The sequence below is a fragment of the Streptomyces sp. NPDC001604 genome (assembly GCF_042893475.1).
Classification (GTDB): domain Bacteria; phylum Actinomycetota; class Actinomycetes; order Streptomycetales; family Streptomycetaceae; genus Streptomyces.
This window is the reverse complement of the sequence record NZ_JBIAUY010000014.1, coordinates 1-23547: the sequence shown is the minus strand read 5'-3', so window position 1 is coordinate 23547 and position 23547 is coordinate 1. Positions and strand designations below refer to the sequence as shown.

Annotated in this window: 21 protein-coding genes; 9 read left to right on the top strand and 12 right to left on the bottom strand. The window is 69.8% G+C overall.

From position 1 onward, the window contains the following. Positions 1 to 4: 4 nt before the first annotated feature. Positions 5 to 736 carry an aspartate/glutamate racemase family protein gene (locus ACFY1E_RS31415; RefSeq protein WP_389081719.1) on the bottom strand — a complete coding sequence of 244 codons (732 nt, stop codon included), beginning with the start codon at positions 734 to 736 and terminating at the stop codon, positions 5 to 7. Then, positions 733 to 2076, bottom strand: a complete 1344-nt coding sequence (locus ACFY1E_RS31410) for a dicarboxylate/amino acid:cation symporter (protein ID WP_389081717.1) — start codon at positions 2074 to 2076, stop codon at positions 733 to 735. Before ACFY1E_RS31410 ends, ACFY1E_RS31415 begins: the two co-directional genes overlap by 4 nt. A 106-nt stretch (positions 2077 to 2182) precedes the next feature. Between ACFY1E_RS31410 and ACFY1E_RS31405 the strand changes: the two genes are divergently transcribed. After that, positions 2183 to 3598, top strand: a complete 1416-nt coding sequence (locus ACFY1E_RS31405) for an aspartate ammonia-lyase (RefSeq protein ID WP_389081715.1) — start codon at positions 2183 to 2185, stop codon at positions 3596 to 3598. Between the two features lie 42 nt (positions 3599 to 3640). Here the strand turns inward: ACFY1E_RS31405 and ACFY1E_RS31400 are convergent, their stop codons facing one another. After that, complete coding sequence (locus tag ACFY1E_RS31400) at positions 3641 to 5077, bottom strand: RICIN domain-containing protein (protein WP_389081713.1); 1437 nt, start codon at positions 5075 to 5077, stop codon at positions 3641 to 3643. 353 nt (positions 5078 to 5430) lie between these two features. On the opposite strand from ACFY1E_RS31400, the gene ACFY1E_RS31395 reads away from it, so the two are divergent. Next, positions 5431 to 7770, top strand: coding sequence for an alpha-L-fucosidase (locus ACFY1E_RS31395; protein WP_389081711.1), 2340 nt, complete (start codon positions 5431 to 5433; stop codon positions 7768 to 7770). Positions 7771 to 7972: 202 nt separating this feature from the next. Further along, positions 7973 to 8824, top strand: coding sequence for a MarR family transcriptional regulator (locus ACFY1E_RS31390; protein ID WP_389081709.1), 852 nt, complete (start codon positions 7973 to 7975; stop codon positions 8822 to 8824). Positions 8825 to 8923: 99 nt separating this feature from the next. On the opposite strand, the gene ACFY1E_RS31385 is transcribed toward ACFY1E_RS31390, so the two are convergent. Together ACFY1E_RS31385 and ACFY1E_RS31380 are read right to left on the bottom strand one after the other, a co-directional pair. After that, on the bottom strand, positions 8924 to 9856 hold the full coding sequence (locus ACFY1E_RS31385) for an NADP-dependent oxidoreductase (protein ID WP_389082241.1): 933 nt from the start codon (positions 9854 to 9856) through the stop codon (positions 8924 to 8926). Between the two features lie 198 nt (positions 9857 to 10054). After that, positions 10055 to 10597 carry an MOSC domain-containing protein gene (locus ACFY1E_RS31380; protein ID WP_389081707.1) on the bottom strand — a complete coding sequence of 181 codons (543 nt, stop codon included), beginning with the start codon at positions 10595 to 10597 and terminating at the stop codon, positions 10055 to 10057. A gap of 384 nt (positions 10598 to 10981) precedes the next feature. Between ACFY1E_RS31380 and ACFY1E_RS31375 the strand changes: the two genes are divergently transcribed. Then, positions 10982 to 12226 (top strand): cytochrome P450, encoded by a 1245-nt coding sequence (locus tag ACFY1E_RS31375; RefSeq protein ID WP_389081704.1) that lies wholly within the window; start codon positions 10982 to 10984, stop codon positions 12224 to 12226. 97 nt (positions 12227 to 12323) lie between these two features. On the opposite strand, the gene ACFY1E_RS31370 is transcribed toward ACFY1E_RS31375, so the two are convergent. From ACFY1E_RS31370 to ACFY1E_RS31345, 6 genes are all read right to left on the bottom strand, one after another. Beyond that, positions 12324 to 12857 carry a dihydrofolate reductase family protein gene (locus tag ACFY1E_RS31370; protein WP_389081702.1) on the bottom strand — a complete coding sequence of 178 codons (534 nt, stop codon included), beginning with the start codon at positions 12855 to 12857 and terminating at the stop codon, positions 12324 to 12326. Between the two features lie 42 nt (positions 12858 to 12899). Further along, complete coding sequence (locus tag ACFY1E_RS31365) at positions 12900 to 14510, bottom strand: MFS transporter (protein ID WP_389081699.1); 1611 nt, start codon at positions 14508 to 14510, stop codon at positions 12900 to 12902. Between the two features lie 71 nt (positions 14511 to 14581). Beyond that, a complete protein-coding gene (locus tag ACFY1E_RS31360; protein WP_389081697.1) occupies positions 14582 to 15850 on the bottom strand; it encodes an RNA polymerase sigma factor in 1269 nt (422 codons plus the stop codon). Between the two features lie 5 nt (positions 15851 to 15855). Next, positions 15856 to 16245: a YciI family protein gene (locus ACFY1E_RS31355; RefSeq protein WP_389081694.1), complete on the bottom strand. Its 390-nt coding sequence runs from the start codon at positions 16243 to 16245 to the stop codon at positions 15856 to 15858. A gap of 254 nt (positions 16246 to 16499) precedes the next feature. Next, entirely contained in the window at positions 16500 to 16655 is a 156-nt protein-coding gene (locus ACFY1E_RS31350; protein WP_389081692.1) for a hypothetical protein, read from the bottom strand. Between the two features lie 91 nt (positions 16656 to 16746). Further along, positions 16747 to 17508 carry an MFS transporter gene (locus ACFY1E_RS31345; protein WP_389081689.1) on the bottom strand — a complete coding sequence of 254 codons (762 nt, stop codon included), beginning with the start codon at positions 17506 to 17508 and terminating at the stop codon, positions 16747 to 16749. A gap of 88 nt (positions 17509 to 17596) precedes the next feature. On the opposite strand from ACFY1E_RS31345, the gene ACFY1E_RS31340 reads away from it, so the two are divergent. From ACFY1E_RS31340 to ACFY1E_RS31320, 5 genes are all read left to right on the top strand, one after another. Further along, positions 17597 to 18190 (top strand): VOC family protein, encoded by a 594-nt coding sequence (locus tag ACFY1E_RS31340; RefSeq protein WP_389081687.1) that lies wholly within the window; start codon positions 17597 to 17599, stop codon positions 18188 to 18190. Continuing rightward, positions 18187 to 18777 (top strand): CoA-transferase, encoded by a 591-nt coding sequence (locus tag ACFY1E_RS31335; protein WP_389081685.1) that lies wholly within the window; start codon positions 18187 to 18189, stop codon positions 18775 to 18777. Before ACFY1E_RS31340 ends, ACFY1E_RS31335 begins: the two co-directional genes overlap by 4 nt. After that, complete coding sequence (locus ACFY1E_RS31330; RefSeq protein ID WP_389081683.1) at positions 18716 to 19390, top strand: pyridoxamine 5'-phosphate oxidase family protein; 675 nt, start codon at positions 18716 to 18718, stop codon at positions 19388 to 19390. Before ACFY1E_RS31335 ends, ACFY1E_RS31330 begins: the two co-directional genes overlap by 62 nt. Positions 19391 to 19551: 161 nt before the next feature. Continuing rightward, the gene (locus ACFY1E_RS31325; RefSeq protein WP_389081681.1) at positions 19552 to 20352 is read left to right on the top strand and encodes an intradiol ring-cleavage dioxygenase; all 801 of its coding nucleotides are present in this window, start codon (positions 19552 to 19554) and stop codon (positions 20350 to 20352) included. A gap of 170 nt (positions 20353 to 20522) precedes the next feature. Beyond that, complete coding sequence (locus ACFY1E_RS31320) at positions 20523 to 23030, top strand: ATP-binding protein (protein ID WP_389081678.1); 2508 nt, start codon at positions 20523 to 20525, stop codon at positions 23028 to 23030. 84 nt (positions 23031 to 23114) lie between these two features. Here ACFY1E_RS31320 and ACFY1E_RS31315 read toward each other — a convergent pair whose 3' ends face one another. Further along, the gene (locus ACFY1E_RS31315) at positions 23115 to 23276 is read right to left on the bottom strand and encodes a hypothetical protein (RefSeq protein WP_389081676.1); all 162 of its coding nucleotides are present in this window, start codon (positions 23274 to 23276) and stop codon (positions 23115 to 23117) included. Positions 23277 to 23547: the final 271 nt, after the last annotated feature.

Here is a 23547-nt window from a genome sequence, read left to right as displayed (position 1 = left end):
CGCCCTACTCGACCCCTCCGGTGGCGGCTCCCGTCCTGGCCCGGCGGACGAGAGCCCTGGCCAGGATCACGGCCGGGTCGATGAGCGGGACGTCCACGGCCTCCTCGGGCAGCCCCAGCGGAATCTCCGTGCAGCCGGCGATCACCGCCTGCGCGCCCTGTTCGATCAGGCGCTGCGCGGCGCGGGCCAGCAGAGCGGTCGTCGTGTCGTCGTGGGCGCCGGATTTCACCGCTCGGATGGCGGTCATGACCTCTTCGTCCTGGCCGGCGTCGTCGGGCAGGAGGAGGCGGATGCCGAAGCGGTCCAGCCAGTCCTGGTACAGGCCCGCGCGGACGGTGCCGGTGGTGGCGAGCAGTCCGGCGGTGCTCAGGCGCGGGCCCATGGCACCGAGGTGCCGGGCTACTTCACCGATCATGTGGACGATGGGCAGGCCGACATGGTCGGCGATGCGGGGGACGAAGGCGTGCGCGGTGTTGCAGGGGATCGCGATGACCGTGGCGCCGGCCTCGCGCAGCACGCGGCTGCCCTCGAGCAGCCACGGGGTGGGGTCGGGGCCGTCACCGAGCAGGGCCTGGGTGCGGTCCGGGATGGTGGGGTCGGACCAGATGACCGTGCGCAGATGGTCCTGGTCGCCGGCGCCGGGGGTCGTCGCGACGAGCTTGGCGTAGAAGTCGGCGGTGGCGGCCGGGCCCATGCCGCCGAGGATGCCGATGATCTCCGTGGTGGGGGCGCTCACTGTGCTGGTTCCTTGTGCAGGGACGGGGTCTCGGGCTCGGCTGGGGTGTGGATGGTCTCGCCACTGCCCCGTTTGGCTGCGCGCCGCTTCTCGGAGCTGTCGACGACGGTGGCGGCAAGGGAGTTGCCGACGACATTCACGCCGGTACGGGCCATGTCGACGATGAAGTCGACGCCGAGGAGCAGGGCGATGCCTTCGGCGGGCAGGCCGATGGAGTTGCCGGCGGCGATGAGGACCACGATGGAGGCGGAGGCGACGCCCGCCATGCCTTTGGAGAGGATCACCAACACGCCGACCATGAGCAGCAGGGCAGGCAGGGAGGTGTCGGCGCCGTAGGCGTTGGCCAGGAAGACCAGCGCGGCGGCCTGGTAGAGGACGGAGCCGTCGGTGTTGAAGGAGTAGCCGAGGGGGACGACGAAGGAGGTCGTGGAGCGGCTGACGCCGAACTCCTCCAACTTGCCCATGAGGGGGGCCAGTACGGCCTCCGAACTGCGTGTGACGAAGGCGATCCCGGCCAATCCCGCGATGGACTTGAGCAGTTCGAGGTAGCGGATGCGGTAGATCGCGGCAATGAGCGGGAAGAGCGCGCCGATGACGATGGCCAGGCCCGCGTAGACCACCGCGATGAAGCCCAGCAGGCTGCGCAGGTTCCCGAAGCCGTAGTGGGCGACGTCGTAGGAGATGAAGCCGAGCACGCCCAGCGGTGCGATGCGGATGACGTAGCCGACGACCTTGAACATCACCGCGGCGATTGACTCCAGGACGGCGGCGAAGGGCTCGGACTTCTCCCCGATCGCGGCCATGGCGATGCCGACGAGGAGAGCGAAGACGATCGCGCCGAGCAGATTGCCCTCGCCGAACGCGGCGAAGATGTTCTTCGGTACGGCGTGCAGGACCAGCTCGTGGAAGTCGATGCCCTGGCTCAGACCGTCCAGGTCCTTGGCGTCGGCGCCGTGGACGGGGGCGCCCTTGCCGATGCCTGTGACCTTGGCCAGACCCACCGCGATCAGCAGGATCACGGTGGTGACGAGCTCGAAGTAGAGGATGGCCTTTCCGGCGATCCTGCCGACCTTCTTGACCGACTCCATGCGGGCGATGCCCAGCACGATGAGCGGGAAGACCAGGGGCAGGACGACGACCTGCACCAGGTTCAGAAACACGTCCCCGAGAGTCTTCATCTGCTCGCCCGCGGCCGGGGCGAGGGATCCGATCAGGGCGCCGAGACCGACGGCGACGATCGACTGGATGCCGATCGGCACGTTCGTGCATCGCCTCAGGAAGCCCGAGGGCCGGGTCGGTGGGGTGTCCGCATGGGTGGGACGGCGGTGTGCGGTGTCCATGGGCTGCTCCTGCCATATGCAATATATTGCGTTCTGCGTGTTGGTCGGCAACACTGAGGCCGGACGTGGTGGCCTGTCAAGGGGCCCGGAACACGAGGAGCAGCGGATGGCCGTACGCATCGAGCACGACCTGGTCGGAGACAAGAAGGTTCCTGCCGACGCCTACTACGGCGTGCACACCGTGCGGGCCGTGGAAAACTTCGCGATCACCGGAGCGACCATCGCCCAGTTCCCGGACCTGATCACCGCGCTGGCCGCGGTCAAGCAGGCGGCCGCCCGGGCCAACCGCGACCTGGGGCTGCTGCCGCCGGACATCGCCGAGGCAATCGTCGACGCCTGCGAGGAGATCCGCGCCGGGCACCTGCACGAGCAGTTCGTCGTCGACCCGATCCAGGGAGGGGCCGGCACCTCCACGAACATGAACGCCAGCGAGGTCATCGCCAACCGGGCCCTGGAGCACCTGGGGCATCCCCGGGGGTCCTACGAGATGATCCATCCGCTCGACCACGTCAACCTCGGCCAGAGCACCAACGACGTCTACCCCACCGCCGTACGGCTGGCCCTGGTCACCTCACTGCGCCGGCTCGGCGATTCGCTGGGAGCACTGGCCACGGCGTTCGCCGAGAAGGCGGCGGAGTTCAGCGACGTACTGAAGATCGGTCGTACGCAACTCCAGGACGCCGTGCCCATGACGCTGGGCCAGGAGCTCACCACGTACGCCGTCATGATCGAGGAGGACCGCCGGCGCCTGAGCGAGGCCGCCGCCCTGCTGCTGGAGTCCAACCTCGGCGGTACCGCCATCGGCACCGGCATCAACGGCCACCCCCGCTACGCCGAACTCGCCTGCGCGTACCTCGCCGAGATCAGCGGTGAACCCGTCCGGCCCGCAGGCGACTTCATCGAAGCCACCCAGGACTGCGGTGCCTTCGTCCAACTGTCCGGCGTCCTCAAGCGCGTGGCCGTGAAGCTCTCCAAGACCTGCAACGACCTGCGCCTGATCTCCTCCGGGCCCACCGCCGGACTCGGCGAGATCAACCTGCCGCCGGTGCAGGCGGGTTCGTCGATCATGCCCGGCAAGGTCAATCCGGTGATTCCCGAAGTCGTCAACCAGGTCGCCTTCGAGGTCATCGGCAACGACCTGACCGTCACCATGGCCGCCGAGGCAGGACAGCTCCAGCTCAACGCCTTCGAACCCGTCATCGCCTACAGCCTGCTGCGCTCCCTGACCCACCTGCGCGCGGCCGGCGACACGCTGGCCACCCGATGCATCCCCGGCATCACCGCCAACCGCGCCCACCTCCACGACACGGTCCACCGCTCGGTCGGCCTGGTCACCGCACTCGCCCCGCACATCGGCTATGCCGCGAGCACCACGCTCGCCCGCCGGGCCCTGGCCACCGGCCGCCTGGTCAAGGACCTCGCCACCGAGGCCGGACTGCTCACCGCCGAGCAACTGGACGTCGTCCTGCGGCCCGAGAACCTCACCGGGCACTCCGCCCCACCATCGGTTGCCCTGCGGTGACCCGCCCCCGCCGGAGCGGCCACCGCACGTATCCCCGCACGCTCAGGCCGTACGCTGCTGGAACTGCTGGTTGGTGCCGGTGCCGCAGGGCCACTGGATGAGGCGGCCGCCATCGGCGGCGGAGGCGTCCTTCACGTCCAGGCACTTGCCGCTGTGCCGGGCGACGAGGTGGACGTAGCCGTTGCCCTGGTCCTGCAGCAGCCACTGCTGGTTGGTGCCACCGGTGCAGTGGTACTGGTTGACGAAGGCACCGTCTGCGGTCGAAGCACCCGAGACGTCCATGCACTTGCCGCTGTGCTCGGCGATGACCTGTACGTAGCCGCCGCCGGCATCCGTCAGCCGCCACTGCTGGTTGAGGCCGCCGTTGCAGGCCCACTGCACCATGAACGCGCTGTCGGCGGCGGAGTTGTCCGACACGTCCACGCATCTGCCGCTGTGCCGGGCGACGAGGTTGTAGTAGGGGCCGCCGCCCACGCCGGTGACGGTTCCGGCCGCCGTGTCGACGGCGATCTGCGGGTACCACGGCAGATCCATGGTCCTGCTGGTGGGGAAGGTCAGCGGCAGCCAGATGTACTGGGAGTCGTTGACCGTGCCGCCGAAGGAGTTGCCCCAGCGGTCCCCCATGTACAGGTACGAGGTGCCCGAGGTGTCCTGGACGGGGAGGACGTAGGCGGTCTGGGAGCCGTAGGCCGTGTCGTTGCCGACGTCCGTCATGGCCGTCCAGGGGCCGGCGAGGCTGGTGGCGGTGGCGTAGCGCTGCTGGTTGGGCTTCCAGCCGCTGTTGGCGGAGGTGAGCATGAAGTAGAAGCCGCCCCGCTTGAAGAGCGCCGGTGCCTCGCGGTAGGTGCCGGGCCAGGGGTTGGCGACCAGGCTGTCGATGCCGGTGTAGTCGGCGGTCAGCTTGAAGATGTCGAGGTCGGCGTTCTCGTTGGCGGAGGAGACCAGGTAGGCCGTGCCGTCGTCGTCCTGGTAGAGGGTCATGTCCCGGGAGGTGATGCCGAGCGGCCGGGAACTGCCCAGGTAGGTGTAGTCGCCGTCGACCGTGTCGGAGACCGCGACGGCGGCACGGGCCTGGGTGTAGTCGGTGCCGTTCTCCTTGTGCATCCACATGACGAACTTGCCGGTGGCGCTGTTGAAGATCACCTTCGGCCGCTCGATGTCGGCGACCGCCAGCTCGGCGGCGCTGCTCCGGGTCAGGACGTTGTTGCGGAACTCCCAGGTCTTCAGGTCGGTGGAGCGGTAGACCGAGACGGCCTTGAAGGTGTTGTCGGGGTTGCGGTTCTCGCCGAACCAGTAGTAGTACGCGCCGACCTTGATCACACCGCCTCCGTGGGCCTGGACCACGGTTCCGGTGGTGTCGGTGAACTGGGTCGCGTTCGTCACGGTGACCGAAGCGGCCTGCGCGGGGGCGCCGGTCATCAGGAGTGCAAAGAGACCCAGGAGTGCGGCCGGCAGCGGCAAGCGGGCACGACGGTACATGCGGTTTTCCTTTGCGGAAGGGCACCCACAGCAGACGAGGCGTTGGAAATTGTGGACTGATGTTTGTTTTCGTCGGCAAGGTAGAGCTCACTGGGAGCCGGGTCAACGGTTCGGACGCGATCGATCCGCAGCACGGCACCTGACGGAACACCACTAGTCATCCAATGACTGCCTCCACACCGCCCGGATTCCGCTCCACAACTCCTTGAGAAACACGGAAACTTCTTCCCGCCTCTGGACAACAGCCTCGCCAATCACCCTTAATGCATCCCATGTCTTCCGAAGGCACCGTTGGCCGCCCAGATCCCCGAGGCTGAAGCGATCCGAACACCAACGAGCAGGAGGAAACAACTGTGCCCAGAGCTCTCTCACGTCGTTCGGTACTCGCCGGAATGGCGGCGGCGACCGTGGCCTCCGTCGTCGGCCCGACCGTGATGGCGCCCCCCGCGTATGCCGCGACCACCAACCCGCTGCCGCTGCCTCCCCTGCGAATCCCGAAGACCGACCTGGGTCTCGAGCAGCAGCCGGATTCCAAGGTGCAGTGGCTGCAGGACGCCAAACTGGGGATGTTCATCCACTGGGGTGTCTACTCGGGACCCGCCAAGGGCGAGTGGTGGATGCACAACGCCCCGATCACGCCGGCGAACTACCGCAAGTACGTCACCGACGCGACGAGTGAGCAGTTCACGGCGGACGCCTACGACCCCACGGCCTGGGCGCAGTTGGCGAAGGACTTCGGGGCGAAGTACGTGACCCTGACGACGCGTCACCACGACGGTTTCGCGCTGTGGCCGCTGAACCACCCCAACGCCTGGAGCTCCGGCCAGGCGCCGCTCAGCCGTGACTTCGTCAAGGACTACGTGGCGGCGGTACGGGCGGCGGGGCTGAAGGTGGGCCTGTACTACTCCCCCATCGACTGGCGCTACCCGGGCTACTACGACGTCACCGGCACCAACTGCGCGACCAACCCGTGGGGTTACACCACCGATCCGGCGCACAAGGAGAACGCGCGGATCATGAAGACCGAGGTGTACGAGTCGGTCAAGGAGCTGGTCACCCAGTACGGCGTGATCGACGACCTGTGGTGGGACGGCGGCTGGATCGCGGAGCAGGGCACCGACGCCGACGGCGCGTTCTTCTGGGAGCCCAGCCAGTTCCGCGACCCGGCCAACCAGTGGCCGGTGGACTCCGCCTACGGCGAGACCGACTCGGCCGGCAAGCCGCTGGGCCTGATGGGCATGGTCCGCAAGCACCAGCCGAACATCGTCGCCACCTCCCGCTCCGGCTGGGTGGGCGACTATGCCAGCGAGGAGGGCTCCTCCGTGCCGTCCGGGGCGATCCGCACCGGCAAGGTCAGCGAGAAGGTCTTCAGCGTCGGCAGCAGCTGGGGCTACAACTCGGACGGCAAGGTGATGAGTTACGCCACCGCCATGAACCTCCTGGTCAACGCATGGGTACGCAATCTGACGGTCATGGTCAACGTGGGCCCGGACCGGCACGGCACCGTCCCCTCCGGCCAGGCGAGCCTGCTGCGCCAGATCGGGTCCTTCATGACCGCCTGCGGCCAGTCCGTGTACTCCACCCGCGGCGGCCCGTGGGACCCCGTGGACGGCCAGTACGGCTACACGTACAAGGACAACACCTTCTACGTCCACCTGCTGCCCGGCTACAGCGGCACCTCGTTCACCACCCCCTCGATCGGGGATGCCCAGGTCACCCGTGTGTTCGACGTACGCTCCGGCACCAGCCTGTCCTTCACCGTCGGCGGTGACGGCCGGGTCGCCGTCACCGGCATCGACCGCACCACCCACCCCGAGGACAGCGTCGTCGGTGTCACCCTGGACCGCTCCGTGCAGCCGGGCGACATCGCCGCGGGCAAGACCGCCACCGCCGACAGCGAGGAGACGTCCAAGGGCAACACCGCGTCGAACGCCGTCGACGGGTCCACCTCCACCCGCTGGTGTGCCAACGACGGCAGCACCGGCCACTGGCTCAAGGTCGACCTCGGCTCCACCCGCTCCCTGACCGGAACCCGCCTCGCCTGGGAGCAGGACGGTGCCAACTACCGCTACCGGATCGAGGGTTCAACCGACAACGCCGCCTGGACCACGCTGGCCGACCTGACCGCCACCACCAGCACCAGCCAGGTCCAGGTCGCCCTCTTCCGCGCCCAGGCGCGCTACGTCCGGATCACGGTCACGGGCCTGCCCTCCGCCGTGTGGGCGTCCATCCGCAGCCTGGAGGTCTACGACCGGCCGTTCACCGCGGACCTGGGCACCTACAAGCTGGTCAACCGCAACAGCGGCAAGGTGATGGACGTCAAGGACGCCTCGACCGCCGACGGCACCCTGGTCATCCAGTGGCCCTGGACCGGCGGCACCAACCAGCAGTGGAAACTGCTGCCCGACACCGACGGCTCCTACCGCCTGTCCAACGTCAAGAGCGGCAAGGTCCTCGACAGCCCCGGCGGCTCCGCCCAGGGCGCGAACCTCGACCAGCGGGGCGACTCCGGCAGCGACAACCAGTGGTGGAAGCTGGTTCCCTCCGCCACCAGCGGCTACTACCGGCTCGTGAACGTCCGCACCGGCTGGTGCGCCGACGTCGCCAATGCGTCCACGTCGGACGGCGCCAACGTCATCCAGTGGCCGACCACCGGCGGCGCCAACCAGGACTGGCAGATCATCGCGCTGTGACGGCCGGCTGACACCGGTGGGGCAGCGGGGAGGCCAGGCGGATGCTGGGTGCCGCCGTCCTCGACCAGCTCCGGCTCACCAGGCCTCGGGCCCGACCTGCCGGGCGGCTCGCGTCCCGTCCGCACTGCTTCCCTTCGGTCACCGATGAGTTCCGGTGTGCCGGACGGTCCAAGCCGGCACACCGAAACGAAGGGAGAGCCCCATGGGTACGACGCGCTTGCAGCCGATGACTCACATCGCCCGTCGTATGTTCGAGCTCCTGGAGCCGATCTGCCTGGTCACCTACTGCGCCGACGAGTGCAACGAGGAGCTGACCGCGCTCGGCCACCGCACCTACTGGGACGGCTACTTCGCCAGCCGGGCCGCACCACTGGGACGCGTGGAGGCCCGGGTCGTGCACGCGGCCTTCTACAACTTCGCCGACGGAGAAGCCGCACGGCACATCCCCAGCGCCTGGGAGACGATCCCGCCCGAGGCCTCCGTCGCCGCGCGGGAGCGGGGCAGCGCGGCGTCCCTACGGCGCATCCTCGGCGACGAGCTGGCCGGCTCCCCCGGCCTGGTGCGTGCCGCCGACCTGACCACCAAGGCCGCCACGAGCGCCCCCACCGAAGGCCGGGTGATGTACGCCGGCATGCGCAGCCTTGCGATCCCGAGCGACCCCGTCGCCCGCCTGTGGCATTCCGCGACCATGCTGCGCGAGCACCGCGGCGACGGACACATCGCCGCCCTCGTCGGCGCACGCATCGGCGGCACGGAAGCCCATGTCCTGTCCGCGCTGGAACAGGGCATCCACCCGCCGGAGTCGTTCGGACGCATCCATCACCTGCCGAAACAGCGGCTGGCCGCGGTCATGGACGGCCTGCGCGAGCGCGGGCTCGTCGACGCCGAGGGCCATTTCACCGAGGCCGGCCGCGAGGTCAAACACCGCGTCGAAGCCCTCACCGACGAGCTCGCCACCCCGCCCTACGAAGCGCTGTCTCCCGCCGAGCTCGACGAACTGATCACCGAACTCGAACCCATCACCGCGACGCTGGTGGCAACCGGCTCGCAGTGACCCGCGGCAACCAACCGGACGGGGACCTCCGGACGGCGCGCGAGCTACCGCGCACCACCACCGGCCGGTCACCGCGGTCAGGGCAGACTCCCGGCGGCGCTACGGGATCAGAACGATCTTCCCTGTGATGTGGCCGGTCATGATCTGGCGATGGGCTTCGGCGGCTTCGTGCAGCGCGTGGGTGTCGGCGATCAGGATGCGCAGCCGTCCTGCCTCCGCCTCCGCGGTGAGCTGCAGTCGGGCCGCGGCCCGGACCTCCGTACCCGGGTCCGCGCCGGGCGCGCCGCCGAGGAGTTTGATGCCGGCCCGGGCACCGCGCTCGAAGCCGGCGATGGTGGCGATGCGGGAGCGGTCGGCCACGAGTTCAACGGAGACGTCCACCGCCTCGTCGGTGCCCACCAGGTCGGCCGCCGCATCGACGCCACCCGGCGCCGCCGCTCGGACCCGGTCTGCCAGACCGGGCCCGTAAGTGATCGGGATCGCGCCCAGGTCGCGCAGCAGGTCGTGCTTGGCCTGGCTCGCCGTTCCCAGGACGGTGGCCCCGCGCGCCACCGCCAGTTGCACGGCCGTCAGGCCCACTCCCCCGGCGGCGCCGTGGATGAGCACCGTCTCGCCCTTGCCCAGGCCGACCGCTTCGAGGGCGTGCACGGCGGTGACTCCGGCAGCCATCAGTCCGCCGGCCTGTTCCCAGGACAGTCGGGCGGGCTTGGGCACTACCGACGAAGCCGGTACGACGAGTTCGGCGGCGTAGGCGCCGGCTGCGCGATAGGCGATCACCTCGTCGCCGACCTCGACCGGACCCGCGGGGCCGACCGCGTCGGCGCCCACGGCGGTCACGACACCGGCGGCCTCGGTGCCGAGCCGCAGCGGCAGCCGTCCCGGGTCGGTTCCGAAGGCACCGCTGTACACCTTGTAGTCGAAGGGATTGACGCCTGCGGCACGGACCGCGACACGTACCTGGCCCGGCCCCGGCTCCGGGACGGTCACCTCCACCAGGGACAGGACCTCGGGACCGCCGTATGCGCTTGCCACCACTGCTTCGCTCATGTCCGGGAGCAACACGAGCCCGAAGGGACACATTCCGCCCTGGGGTCCCCTATCTGGGTGAGGATCAGGGGGAGGAGGAATCCGTTCCAGACGTTCAGGGCGTCGACCGAGCGCAGTCCGCCCGCTGTCGGACTGCGCGGCGGACAGCGGCAGCCTCAGGTGCGTTCTGCCTGCGCAGGACGGTCAGACCCGGTCCAGGGGGCGGTGCGGACCGCTGGGAAGTTCCGTGTCGATCGTGTCTCCAGGGAACACCACGCCGCCTTCCCTCACGATGCTCATGATTCCGGCCTTGCGCACGATGTTCCCCGCCTCGTCACGGCCGACGACCCGCTTCAGCAGCCCGTCCTGGAAGTTGTCGATCTGCAGGCAGGGGTTGCGGAGGCCGGTGACTTCCAGGACCGCGGAGGCGCCGATGTGCAGCAACGTGCCGACCGGCAGGCCGAGCAGATCGATGCCCCGCGTGGTGATGTTCTCGCCGAGTTCGCCGGGCGCCACCTTGAAGCCCTCTTCACCGACCTCGGCGAAGAGTTCTTCATGGATGAGGTGGACCTGCCGCAGATTCGGCTGGGTGGGATCCTGCGCGACGCGCGAGCGGTGCTTGACCGTCACACCGGCGTGCACGTCTCCCTCCACACCGAGCCCGGCGAGCAATCTGACGCTGTCCCGGTTCGGCTTGGTGAACGAGTAGTCCCCGTTGCTGCTGACCGCCGTCACTGTCCCGCTCATAACCTCGGACCCCCTCGTCGGTAACCGTGATCAGATACCAGCCTAGCCAGGGCATGGATGTGGCCCGCGGGTCTCGCGCACTGCGATCCGGGGCAGCCGGGATAGCGGACGTACCGACTTGGGGTGGGTGAGCGACTCGCCGGTCGGGGCGAAGGTGGCACCGTGGCAGGGACAGGAAAGGGTGCCGGGGGCCGGCGAAAGGGGAGACCACCGCCTGCCCCCTGCCTGCCCTTGGCCACGGCCCGGCGCCCGCGCCCCAGGTTCTGCCCGCCCGGCAGGTTGACCGCGCGGGCCCGGACGGCCGCCTTGGAGGGCTCGCCCGACGACGCTACGGCGAAGTAGCGTAACGCTTCGTATCGACGTTCGAGACTCTGTGAGGCTGCGATGGGGCATCCCGACCCCTTAGTCATCGACCCGGCCGGTCGTGACATCCACGGCGAAGCCGCCCGTATCCGCGAGCGTGGACCGGTGACCTCGGTCGAACTCCCCGACGGGGTTGCGGCATGGGCCGTCAGCTCCCCCGATCTGCTCAAGCGCCTGCTGACCGACCCACGCGTCTCCAAGGACGCACGCCGCCACTGGACCCGCTGGATCAACGGCGAAGTCGCCCCGGAATGGCCGCTGTTCACATGGGTCGCGGTGCAGAACATGTTCACCGCGTACGGCGGCGAGCACAAACGCCTGCGCGCCCTGGTCTCCAAGGCCTTCACCGCTCGCCGCACCGCCGCGCTCCAGCCCCGTGTCGAAGAGATCACCAAGAACCTGCTGGACCGGGTCGAGCAGGCCGGACAGGACGGGCGGGTCGTCGATCTGCGCGAGGGGTTGTGCTACCCGTTGCCGATCCAGGTCATCAGCGAACTGTTCGGCCTGCCCGAGGACCAGGGTGCAGAGTTACGGGCCGTCGTGGACGGCGTCTTCCACACCTCCGCCACGCCGGAGGAGGTCACCGACATCTACACGCGGTTCTACGCGGCGCTCGCCAAGCTCGTCGCCTCCAAAAGGGAGTCACCCGGCGACGACCTGACGTCCGCCCTCATCGCGTCGCGGGACGACGAGGGCGGCACCCGCCTCAGCGAGCAGGAACTCCTCGACACCCTGATGCTCATGGTCAGCGCGGGCCACGAGACCACGGTCAACCTCATCGACAACGCCATTCACGCACTGCTCACCCACCCCGACCAACTCGCACTCGTCCGCAGCGGCCACGCTTCCTGGGACGACGTGATCGAGGAGACGCTGCGCGTCGAGGCACCGGTCGCCAGCCTGCCGCTGCGGTACGCCGTGGAGGATCTGCCGATGAGCGAGTTCGGCGGTCCCGCAGAAGTCGTGATCGGCAAGGGCGAGGCCATCCTGGCCGCGTACGCCGCAGCCGGACGCCACCCCGGCAAGTACGGCGACGACGCGGACCGCTTCGATGTCACCCGCGTCGACAAGGAGCACCTGGCCTTCGGCTACGGCGTGCACTTCTGCCTGGGCGCCCCGCTGGGGCGGCTGGAGGCACGGATCGCGCTGCCGGCGCTCTTCGAGCGTTTCCCCGATCTGCAACTCGCGGTGGAGCCGGACGAGTTGGAGCCGGTGGACTCCTTCATCTCCAACGGCCACCGCTCCCTCCCGGTACGCCTTCGCTGAGCACCCCCCGACACGGCGGACAGGTAGGTCGGGTCCGCGCTCCACACCAAGTGGGCGTGGACCCGTACGTCGATCGGTGATGTGCAGCCTCGTGAGCTCAGCGAGGCACGTAGGTGAGGATGACAGACCCGTTCTGCAGTCGTTTCTCGCCGGTGAGGCTGAGGTGCAGTCCCTTGGTGTCCACGTGTTCGAAGAGCCGTTGCCCTGAGCCCGCCACGACGGGCATGTACCAGAAGCGGAACTCGTCGATCAGGTGGTGTCGGATGAGGGCGTCGTCGAAACGAGTGGTGCCGTATTTGATGAGGTCCTTGCCGGGCTCACTCTTCAGCTTCGCGATCGTGCCGGACGGGTCGGGACCCAGCAGGGTGGCGTTCCATGTCGTCTCGGTCAGTGATCGAGACGCCACGTACTTGGGCATGGCGTTGATGCGGTCGATGTAGGGGCTGCCGGTGACGTGGCCCCAGTTGGCGTAGAAGGTCTCGTAGGTCGTCCGGCCCATGACGAACGCCTCGTAGTTGCCGAGTTGTTCGAGCGAGTACGCCGAGGACTCGGCGTCGAAGAGGGACCAGCGTTCCGGGGCTTCGATGACGCCGTCCAGCGTGACCAGTGTCGATTCGATGAGTTTGCGCATGGTGGCTCTCCTGACTTGGGTGGATGAGGGCGTACCGCTGCCTCAGCGAAGGCCGCGACGGTCAGTCGGCGGGGGCGGGTCGGGAACGTGACCTGGCGAGAGCGTGGCGGCCTGGGTGATGTCGGTGCGCCGGATGAGGAGAAAGGCGATGGGAACGGCGGCCATGATGACGAGGCTGCAGACCCAGAGGGCGGTGTGGAATCCGCCGGTGAGCGCGTCGGTGAGGGCGTGGCCCTGGGTGTGGAGGTCGCGGGTGCGGGTGGCCGCCACCGTGGAGGCGATGGCGATCCCGATGGCGCCGCCGAGTTGCTGGGACGAGTCGATGAGGCCGGAGGCGATGCCTGCGTCCCGTTCGGTGACGCCGACCAGGGCTCCGATCGATACCGGGATGAAGATCCAGGTGACGGTGCCGGTGAGGAAGAAGGGGCCGGCCAGGCTCGCCCAGAAGCCGCCGTGGGCGGGCGCCTGGGTCGCCCACAGGATCCCGGCGCCGGTCAGGGTCAGTCCGGTCGCCATCACCAGCCTGATGGAGGTGCGGGTGACGAGCATCTGCGCCGGCCCGGCGAGCACCACTCCCGTCAGGCCGACGGTGAGCCAGGCGAGGCCGGTGTTCATCGCGGAGTAGCCGAGTACCTGCTGCATGTAGAGGGTTCCGATGAAGATGTATCCGTAGAAGCCGGCGCCGAGCAGGAATCCGACGGCGTTGGACCCGGCGAGGGTGCTCAGCCGGAACAACCGCAGCGGCAGCAGCGGCGCCTGCGCCCGGGCCTCGACGGCCACGAACGCGGCCAGCAGGACCGTCGACAGGGCGAGCAGGGTCAGGGTCCGGGTGGCTGTCCACCCGGCGGTCGGCGCCTGCGAGATCGCGTACACCATGATCGTCAGTGCTGCGGTCACCGTGACGGCGCCCAGCAGGTCGTAGCGGCGGTGTGTGCCCCGCAACCTGCTTTCCGGCAGCACACGCCGGGTCAGCAGCAACGCGGCCCCGCTGACGATCACGTTCAGGTAGAAGATGTACGGCCAGCCGGCGTACCGCGTGAGGGCACCACCGGCCAGCACGCCGACGGTCGCGCCGCTGGCGCCGATGGCGCCCCACAGGCCGAGTGCCTTGTTGCGCTCGGCGCCCTCGGTGAACATGTTCATCACGATCGACAGCGCGGCGGGCAGCACCAGGGCGGCGCCCAGGCCCTGGACGCCCCGCATGACGATCAGGAAGATGCTGTTGCCGGCCAGTGCGCAGGCCAGCGAGGCCGCGGTGAACAACGCAAGCCCGGCTGTGAACACGCGCCTGCGCCCGAGCAGGTCGGCGGCGCGCCCGCCCAGCAGCAGGAACCCGCCGAAGGTGAGGGCGTACGCGGTCACCACCCACTGCAGGTCCGCCGGCGCGAAGTGCAGCTTGCGGCCGATGGTCGGCAGCGCGACGTTGACGATCAGCATGTCGACGGCCGTCATGAAGTACGCCACGGCCAGCAGCGAGAACGCCCGCCACCGGTGCACATGGCCCGATGGCGCGGCCTTGCCGCCGCCGAAGTGGTTGCCGGGGTCCACCGCGGTCGCGACTGCCGCCCTGCGTTCGAGGTGTCGGCGTCCCGTCGCGGGCGGAGGTCCTTCTGTGCAGGGGTCCTTGACGAGGTCGTTTGACGGCTCTGGCATCGGTCTCTCCTGGTCTGATCGGGCGATCTCAGGAGGAGGACGAACGGCGGCCGCCGAAACCGGACACACCCCTAGGAGATTTTCAGGCTTTCGATCCGTCGCTCGAAGGCCGCGCGCTCGGCGGCGCTGCGGGACAGCGCGATCGCGTGCTCATAGTGCTCCCGGGCCGGGGCGTGGCGGCCGGCCCGCCGTTCCAGGTCGGCACGGGCCGCCCAGTAGAAGGGGTAGCGAGCCAGCTTGGGCTCTTGCGCCAGGGCGAGCAGCTCGCGGCGGCCCTCGTCGACGCCGTCCCGTTCGGCCACGGCCAGCGCACGGTTGAGTGCCACCACGGGGCTTGGGGACTGTTCGGCGAGGACCTGGTAGAAGCCGATGATCCGGTCCCAGTTCGTCTCCTGGACCGAAGGCGCGATCGCGTGCTCGCAGGCGATGCCGGCCTCCAGATGCCAACGGGACATGTGGTCCCCGGTGGCCGCGTGGGCGAGATGGATCAAGCCGCGCTCGATACGCGCGCGATCCCAGCGGCGCCGGTCCTGGTCCTCCAGGGGTACGAAGACACCCAGCTCGTCCATGCGGGTGGACAGACGGGCGGTGCCGAAGCAGAACAAGGCGGCCAGGGCGTGCGCGTCCGGATGCGCGGTCGTCCTGGCCTGCAGCAGCAACTCGGTGAGTTGCAGCGCGTCGTCGCACAGAAAGGGACGTACCGGGTCCTGCGGGTTGCTGCCGTGATAGCCCTCGTTGAACAGCAGATACAGCGACCGCAGGACCGAGCCCCGCCGGACGTCGAGGTCGGGCAGGTCGTCCACGTCGGGCAACCGGCCCAGCGTACGCAGGCGTCCGCGACCGCGATGCAGGCGCCGGTCGATGGTCTGGGTGTCCACCAGGAACGCTTGACCGATCTCCTTGGGCGACAGACCACACAGCCACCGCAGGACCAGGGTGACTTGCGTCTCGCGGCTCAGGCCGGGATCACACACAGCGAACATCATCGCCAGCTGGCTGCTTGCCTCGGCAGCCGGAGCCAGGGCCGCCTCGATGGTGTCGGTCAGCGCCGTTGTCGTGGCCAGTTCGGGCAGGAACGAGCGGCGCCGCTGTTCCCGGCGGATGATGTCGATCGCCCGGTTGTGGGCTGCCCGGATGATCCACGCCTTGGGGTCCCGCGGCAGCCCGAAGCGCCACGCCTGCATGGCGCTCACCAGCGCGTCCTGGACGACGTCCTCGGCGAGCGGGATGTTCGACGGGCCCAGGACCCGGACCAGGGCGCTGACCAGGTGTGCGTACTCCCTGCGGAACAGGTCCTCCACCAGCTCCGCAGGTGGGAGCGGATCGGGGTCTACGGCCACGAGTGTCAGACCCGATGATTGTGGGCCGGCCGCACCTCGACGGACCCGCCGAACTCGTACGTCGGGCACCCGCGCGCGACCTCGATGGCGTCTTCCAGCGAGGCCGCCTCGAAGATCATGCTGCCGGTCACCAGATCCTTCGACTCGGCGTACGGACCGTCGGTGACCAGGTCGCGACCGTGAACTGTGGCCCCCGGACCACCGAGCTCGATTCCGGTGTTGCGCCTGCCCTCTCCAGCCAGCTTCTCCGACCAGCGATACCACTTCTCGACGTGAGCCTGAAGCTCGGACGGCGACAGGTCCGGCCGCGAGACAGCACCCCCACGAAAGATCAACATGAATGTGCTACGCGGGGCCTGGTCCTCGCCCACAGGTTCCGACATCACGGCCTCCACGTATCCGCCGTCAGGCGAGCCCGGACCCGCGACCATCCGGTCCCGGCCCCAACGCCGCACAGACAGCAACAAATCCGGCTCGAAAGCAGTACCACATATCGCTTCCCCGCAAGAAGGAACCGGCCGCGGCGAATGCTGCGGCGTGCCGCGCAGTTCACAGCAGGCCCGAGACCGCGCCGGCGAGGAACACGGCCGGGCGAACCAGCGGTTCCTCGGGGGCTGTTGAGTTTGGGGTGAAGCAGAACAACGCACTCCTACGCGGCCAGGTGCTGCGCCTCGTGACCGAGCTCGACCTCGCGCTCCTGGGCGCCCACACCGAGGCGCTGTTGTGGATCGCCGTACGCCCAGGCGCACTCGAGGAGTCCGCGCAGCCATGGGTGCGCACCACCGCCGGGCCGGGCAACACGCATACATCGGCTGCACGCCGAGCCGACACCGATCGGCACGACGCCGAGCCCGATCGCCCTCGCGGAGAGCGGGGCGATCGGGGACGTCCTTGGCTCAGGCGGGGATGCCGGTGTCCGTCTTCTGCGGGGTCTGCGTCGTGGTGGGAGGCGGAGGGGTGGTGCCGGGTCGGCGCAGGGTCAGGGCGACGGCGACACCGAGGAGGGTGAGGGCGCCGGCGGTGAATCCCGCGGTGCGCAGGCCGGGAACGAGGCCCGGGCCGGTCGTGGCCTCGACGCCGCTGTTGGCGACGGCGACCAGGATCGCCAGGCCGACGGCAGAGCCGATCTGCTGAGTGGTGGAAGCCATGGCCGAGGCGATGCCCTGGTGGCGGGCGTCGACGCCGCTGGTGGCCGCGGCGAACATCGCGGTCCAGGCGATGCCCTGGCCGAGGCTGAGCAGGATCACGCCGGGCAGCAGGGCCGGGTAGCCACCGTTCGGGGACATCCCCAGCGCCAGGACGGCCATGCCGGTGGCGCCCACGAGCAGACCGGTGACGATCGTCGCGCGGGGACCGACCTTGCCGAGCAGCTTCTCGCTCAGCTTGGTGCCGACCATGCCCACCAGCGCCGCGGGCAGGAACGCCAGACCGGTGGCCAGGGCGCCGTAGCCACGCACGTTCTGCAGGTACACGGTGAAGAAGCAGTACTGGGCGCCGAAGGTGCCCATGAAGACGAAGGTGATGCCCATCGCGGCGACCAGGCTGCGATTGCGGAACAGGCGCAGCGGCATCAGCGGGTGGCGGTGCGGGACTCGACGATCAGGAACAGCCCGATCATTACTGCGCCGCTGCCCCGGGCGGCAGCATGTTCCCGACATGGGCGCCGCGCTGAAGGCGAGGGCGAGGGCGACGGCGACGGCGAGAATGAGACGGCGACAGGTTCGACGCCTATTTCCGGGGGTTGGGATGCTGACGGGGATCGTGATCGACGCGCTGGACGTGGCGCGCATGGACCGCTTCTGGTCGGACGCGACGCGGGGGCGAACGGGCGGCCTGCAGTTGCGATTCGTACCGACCGCGCAGCCGAAGACGGCGCGCAAGAACCGACTGCACCTCGACCTGGCCGGGGGGCCGGACTGGGAGGCCGAGGTGGCGCGCCTGCGCACACTCGGTGCGACGCGAGTCGACATCGGCCAAGGGGACGTCCCGTGGGACGTGCTGGCCGATCCGGAGGGCAACGAGTTCTGCGTGCTGCGCCCCGGGCACCCCGGAGTGCTCGCCGACTCCGGCCTCGTCGCGATCTGCCTCGACGTCACGGAGGAGGACCGCTACGCCCAGCGGGCCTTCTGGCAGTCCCAGGCCGACTGGCACGCGGTCGAGTCTCACGACTGGGGCGTCCGGCTGCGCCGACGGCCCACCAGCACGGTCTCGCTGGTGATGGGACCGCCTGCGGCGCCGAAGGAGGCCCGGAACAGGCTGCGGCTGGAGGTCACCCGACCCGACCGGGAACCCGGCGAGTTCCTCGACGCCGGTGGGAACGAGTTCCACGTCACCGGGTGACCCTCCCCCTCCAGGACCTGCCCACTGCCTGGGTGTTCTGTCGCGTCCGCCGTAGGCCTGCCGCTCTCGGACGCGCGCTCACCCGTGCTGCGCGGACGCCGACGAGGCCGTGTCGGGCATCGAGGACGGCTGTGCTGGTCGGATGGTTCGGCATCGCCGGGATACCCGTCGAGCTGATCGACACGCCCGTCCGGCGAGGCGCGAGCGAGCTGACGGTGCTGTCGAACAATGCAGGCAACGGCGACACCGGGCCGGCCGCACTGCCGGCCGAGGGCCGGGTGCGCAGGACCGTGTGTCCCTTTCCCCTCCACTTCCCCTCCAATCGGACTCGTGGGTCGCAGCTGCGCCGAGCGCCCAGGTTCTACAAGATCGGGAGCACGGCCCCAGTGGCCTACGGCGCGCTGTTCCTGGCAGGACCCGCGGCCGCCCCTCGAAGGGCAGTGCGAGCGACCTGCTCTACGCTCTCCTACGCGGCCGCGGCGCTCCTCGGCTGGTGCCCTGAAGGAATCGCTGTCAGGAGGATCGTTGGATCACGACGAGCGGGTGGACCGGCCCGGAAGCCACGGCGAACACCAGATGCAGCGTGAGCTGGACACCCTCGACCGCGCGGACCGCTTCTACGACGAGCAGGTACTGGATCGGCTGAACCCGCGGATGCAGGAGTTCGTGGCCCGCCAGGAGATGTTCTTCCTCGCCACGGCGGACCGCCACGGCGAGTGCGACAACACATTCCGGGCCGGACCGCCCGGATTCCTCGGGGTACTCGACGAGACGACCCTGGCGTACCCGGAGTACCGCGGGAACGGAGTCATGGCCTCGCTCGGCAACATCCGGGAGAACCCGCACGTCGGCATCCTGATGATCGACTTCTCCCAGGACCGTATCGGCCTGCACGTCAACGGCCGGGCACAGCTGGTCACGGACGAGGCGATGCGCCGGAGGCATCCGCATCTGCCGGTCGATCCGGTGCCGGGCCGCCGCCCCCAGATGTGGGTGGAGGTGGAGGTCGAGGAGGCCTACATCCACTGCTCGAAGCACATACCTCGCCTGGTCAAGGCACCACTGCGGCAGAACGCGAACGGAAACGGCGACACGGCCTCCAACGGTGAGCAGGCGTGGGGCACGGACGACGTCAAGCGCAAGGGCGGCGACTACTTCGGCGCCGCAGCCGAGTCGGGGAGGCGGCTGCCTTCCCGCTGACGACCAGCCTGCGAGTCCGCTACGGCAACACCCCGCACTGCGGCTCCGCAACCCGGGTGTGGCCGGGAGAGCGGACGTCGGCGCCGTGCGTTTCGTAACGCACCCGATTCACCGGTCATCCGATCGATCCCACGCACCGCCGCGCGCGCCATTCTCACAGCATGACTGACACCCCCCGCCCCCATTCCACAGAACGCGAGCGCGCACCCGAGCCGGCCGGCGGCGCGAGCCGCAGAACCGTCATCGCCGCCCTGGGCGGTGCGACCCTCGGAGCGGCTGCCCTGGGGCTCACGTCCGGGCAGGCTGCCTCGGCCGCAAGCCGGAGCGACGCTGCCCCGGCCCGGCAGGCCGCCGACTGCGTCCTCACGCCCGAGCAGACCGAGGGGCCGTACTACCTGGACCTGGAGACGGTCCGCAAGGACATCACCGAGGGCAAGTCCGGCGTGCCCCTCACCCTCCGCGTCAAGGTGATCGACACCGCGACCTGCTCCGCGCTGCCCGGCACGGCGGTCGACATCTGGCACTGCGACGCTCTCGGCGTCTACTCCGGCTACGTGGCCGGAGGTTCCACCCCCGACACGACCTTCCTGCGTGGCGTGCAACTGACCGACTCCAGCGGCGTCGCCGAATTCACCACCATCTATCCCGGCTGGTACGTCGGCCGTGCCCTCCACATCCATGTGAAGACGCATGTCGGCGGCAGCGTCGCCAACGGCAAGTACCGGGGAGGCCACGTCTCCCACACCGGTCAGCTCTACTTCCCGGAGACGTACAACAGCAGGGTCGCCGCTTTGGCCCCCTACCGGAACAACACGGCCACGCGCACGCTCAACGCCAGGGACGGCATCTACCGCAACGGCGGCTCCTCGACCCTGCTGACGCTCACGCAGGTCGGCAGCGACCTCGGCAAGGGAGTGACCGGCACTGTTGTACTCGGCATCGATCCCGACGCCGTGCCCTGACAGTGCCGACGCCCGGGCGGTTGCCGGTCCGCTACGACGGTGCCGGCCACCGCCGTTGCGCCGTCGGCCGCCCATGCATGCCGCGCGGAGTCGTGTGTCCCAGTGCGTCGATGCGGGACGTGAACCTCGCATCCGGGCATGGGCGGCCGGGATGCGGGGATGACCGGAGCATGACATGTGAGTCGTGCGGTGCGCCGCTGACGGGTCGTCCCCGCAATGGTCGACCGGCTCGCTACTGCTCCGGCGCCTGCAGGCAACGGGCGTTCCGGCAACGCTCGGCACGCCCGGATTCAGGCCGGGCGCAGACGGCCGCGTCACCGCCGGCACAGAGCGCTGCCCGCTCGCCGAGGACCACCGCCCAGGGTTGTGGCCTGCCACCGGCCCTCGACTCCTTCGTGGGTCGGCGGGCGGAGCTGTCGCGGCTGCGTACGCTGCTGAGGACGTCACGGCTCCTGACGTTGACCGGTGCCGGCGGCGTCGGCAAGACGCGGTTGGCGCTGGAGTTCGCCAGGAGTCTGCCCGGCCGCCATGGACCGGTCGACCTGGTCGAACTCGACGCGCTGAGTGACGGCGTCGCGCTGGCGCCGTCCGTCGCCACCGCGCTGGCCGTGGGTGAACGGGCCGGACGATCCGGTGTCGACGTCCTGGTCCATGCGATCGGCGACACCCGTCAGCTGCTGATCCTGGACAACTGCGAGCACCTGGCCGAGCCGTGTGCCCGGCTGATCGCGACCCTGCTGAGTCACTGCCGTCGGCTACGGATCCTGGCCACCAGCCGGGAGGCCCTGCGGGTGCCCGGGGAGACCGTGCTGCGCGTCGGTGAACTGTCGCTGCCACCGGCCGACGCCGGAGACGACCCGGACGTCCTGCTGCGGGCGGACGCCGTACGGTTGTTCGTCGAGCGTGCCTCGAGCTGTTCACCAGGGTTCACGCTGCACCGCGGAAACGGCCGGACGGTTGCCGAGATCTGCCGCAGACTGGATGGCCTGACGCTCGCCGTCGAGCTCGCGGCGCGCCGGGCAGGAACGCTTCCGCCGAGCGACATCCTGGCAGGACTGGGCGACCAGATGTCCCAGCTGTCGCTGCTGTCCGACGGGCACAGGACCGGCCCCGGCCGCCACAGCGAGCTGGCCGCCGCGATCGACTGGAGCCACCGCCTTCTCGATCCGGCCGAACAGGCCGTCTTCCGGCGTCTCGCGATCCTCGTCGGCGGGTTCGACACGGCGGCGGCCCGGACGGTCTGCGCCGACGAGGGTGTCGCCCCGTCGCGGATACTCGGCATCCTGTGCGCCCTCGAGGCCAAGTCCCTCATCGCGCGTCTCCCGGGAGACGCGGCGGGAGAGGCGGAGACCGCGCGATTCAGACAGCTGAGCACCATCCGCGCCTACGCCCTGGAGCGCCTGCTCGCATCCGGCGAGTTGCACAGCACCAGGCGCCGGGCCCTCGTATGGCTGAACGGACTGACGGACCGGGCCCACGAGGAGGTGTTCCCCGACCAGGCCGGCAGCCCGCTGGCCGTGGAACGGGACAACCTCGCGGCGGCTCTGGCCGACACCACCGGTCACGACGGCGTCTCGCGTCCACGGCTGGAACTGGAACTGGCTCGCGTGCACTACGAGCAGGAACAGCCGTCCGCCGCCCGCGCATTACTGACGGGACTGCTGCGGGAACACGGCGTCAGGACGCTCGGCGGGGCGGTACCGGCGCTCGCGGCGCGCGTGGCCTGCCAGCGGGCCGATCCGGCACAGGCGCTGCACCTCGGCGAGCAGGCGGTGGCCGTGGAGCGCACGCACCCTCACCCCGCCGGACTTGCCAACGCCCTGGACGCGCGGGCCGCGGCGCGGCTGTGCCGCGGGGAATTCGACGCGGCGGTGGACGATCTGCGGGAGTGCCTGGAAGTCGTCGGCACACTGGGCAGACCCAGGGACACCGCATGGTGCACCCATCACCTGGCCTGGGCGCTGCTCCAAGCAGGCGGGGCGCCGGAGGCCGACACCCTCATGTCCCGCTGCCTGCCCGTGCTCAGAAGCCACGCTCCGTGGAACCAGGTCGCGGCCGCTCTGCACACGGCGGGCGCCGTGCGGCTGGCCCTCGGGCAACTGGAGAGCGCCGAGGCGCTGTTCGGCGAGGTGCTGCAGATCGTCCCCGAAGCCAGTTTTCACGCCCTCTACCCCGTGGAGGGCCTGGCGCTCGTGGCCGCCGAGAGCGGAGACACGCGACGGGCCCTCCTGTTGTACGAGGCGAGCGCACAGGCACGCCGCCGCCTCGACACCGTCTCCGAGGCGCCATGGCGACGCCAGGTGGAACGAACGGTGACCCGTATCAGCACACGGCTGCCGACATCCGCTCGGGACGCGGCCGTCAGCGGCGGTCGCCGCCTGTCCCCGGATCGGCTTGTGGCGTACGCGCTGCGTACGAGAAGCAACGACCACCGCGCGGCGACGTACGCCGCAGAAGCCGCAGACGGCCACTTGACGCTCACCGGAAGGGAGTTCATGGTGGCCGAGCTCGTCGCCGCCGGGCTGACCAACCGTCAGATCGCTGAGCGGCTCGGTCTCTCGATCCATACGGTCGCCACACACCTGGACAAGGTGCGCGACAAGCTTGGCTTGCGGTCACGCACCCGGATCGCCCTGTGGGTGGCCACACGGACCAAGGCCGGAGACACGCCGGCGTGACGCATCACCGGCCTCGCGCCGCCGTCACGCGACGGACAGGCCCGACCCCGTGCGACTCATCCGCCGAGGGCGGCCGATGGGGCCTCAGGTCTGTCCGGCCGGGGTGGGGCGGGCTGCGAGCGCCACCATCGTGACGGCGACGGCGGTGCCGCCGATCAGGACGGCCACGGAGATCCGGGCCCAGTTGGCGCGTCCGCGGTGAAGAACACTGGCCGCACCCCGCCGTCTCTCCGTGGCTGGGCGCACCCGGTCACGTGCACCGAGGACGAGGGCCTCAGGGCGGGAGTCCCAGACGGCCGTCGCCCCGAGCGTGCCTTTGCTCGGGGCGGTGCCTGCCTGGTGCTGATCTGCGAGGCCCGCGTCTCGCGAACCCCGTCAGCAGTTCCCCGCCGGGAAGGCCTGCGTAGGCCTGCGTATCAGTCCTCCTGGCTCGGCCGGTGCGAGGAGAGGAGCGCGGCGATGAGCTCTCGTCGGCTGCGGACGCCGAACCGGGCGAAGACGGCTGTCAGGTGCTCCT

Bases quoted from the DNA above. Each gene is read 5' to 3' on its own strand.
- ACFY1E_RS31410 (WP_389081717.1), bottom strand. From the start codon at position 2,076: ATGGACACCGCACACCGCCGTCCCACCCATGCGGACACCCCACCGACC.
- ACFY1E_RS31405 (WP_389081715.1), top strand. From the start codon at position 2,183: ATGGCCGTACGCATCGAGCACGACCTGGTCGGAGACAAGAAGGTTCCT.
- ACFY1E_RS31400 (WP_389081713.1), bottom strand. From the start codon at position 5,077: ATGTACCGTCGTGCCCGCTTGCCGCTGCCGGCCGCACTCCTGGGTCTC.
- ACFY1E_RS31390 (WP_389081709.1), top strand. From the start codon at position 7,973: ATGGGTACGACGCGCTTGCAGCCGATGACTCACATCGCCCGTCGTATG.
- ACFY1E_RS31380 (WP_389081707.1), bottom strand. From the start codon at position 10,597: ATGAGCGGGACAGTGACGGCGGTCAGCAGCAACGGGGACTACTCGTTC.
- ACFY1E_RS31375 (WP_389081704.1), top strand. From the start codon at position 10,982: ATGGGGCATCCCGACCCCTTAGTCATCGACCCGGCCGGTCGTGACATC.
- ACFY1E_RS31370 (WP_389081702.1), bottom strand. From the start codon at position 12,857: ATGCGCAAACTCATCGAATCGACACTGGTCACGCTGGACGGCGTCATC.
- ACFY1E_RS31365 (WP_389081699.1), bottom strand. From the start codon at position 14,510: ATGCCAGAGCCGTCAAACGACCTCGTCAAGGACCCCTGCACAGAAGGA.
- ACFY1E_RS31350 (WP_389081692.1), bottom strand. From the start codon at position 16,655: ATGCGTGTTGCCCGGCCCGGCGGTGGTGCGCACCCATGGCTGCGCGGA.
- ACFY1E_RS31345 (WP_389081689.1), bottom strand. From the start codon at position 17,508: ATGTCGGGAACATGCTGCCGCCCGGGGCAGCGGCGCAGTAATGATCGG.
- ACFY1E_RS31340 (WP_389081687.1), top strand. From the start codon at position 17,597: ATGCTGACGGGGATCGTGATCGACGCGCTGGACGTGGCGCGCATGGAC.
- ACFY1E_RS31325 (WP_389081681.1), top strand. From the start codon at position 19,552: ATGACTGACACCCCCCGCCCCCATTCCACAGAACGCGAGCGCGCACCC.
- ACFY1E_RS31320 (WP_389081678.1), top strand. From the start codon at position 20,523: ATGACATGTGAGTCGTGCGGTGCGCCGCTGACGGGTCGTCCCCGCAAT.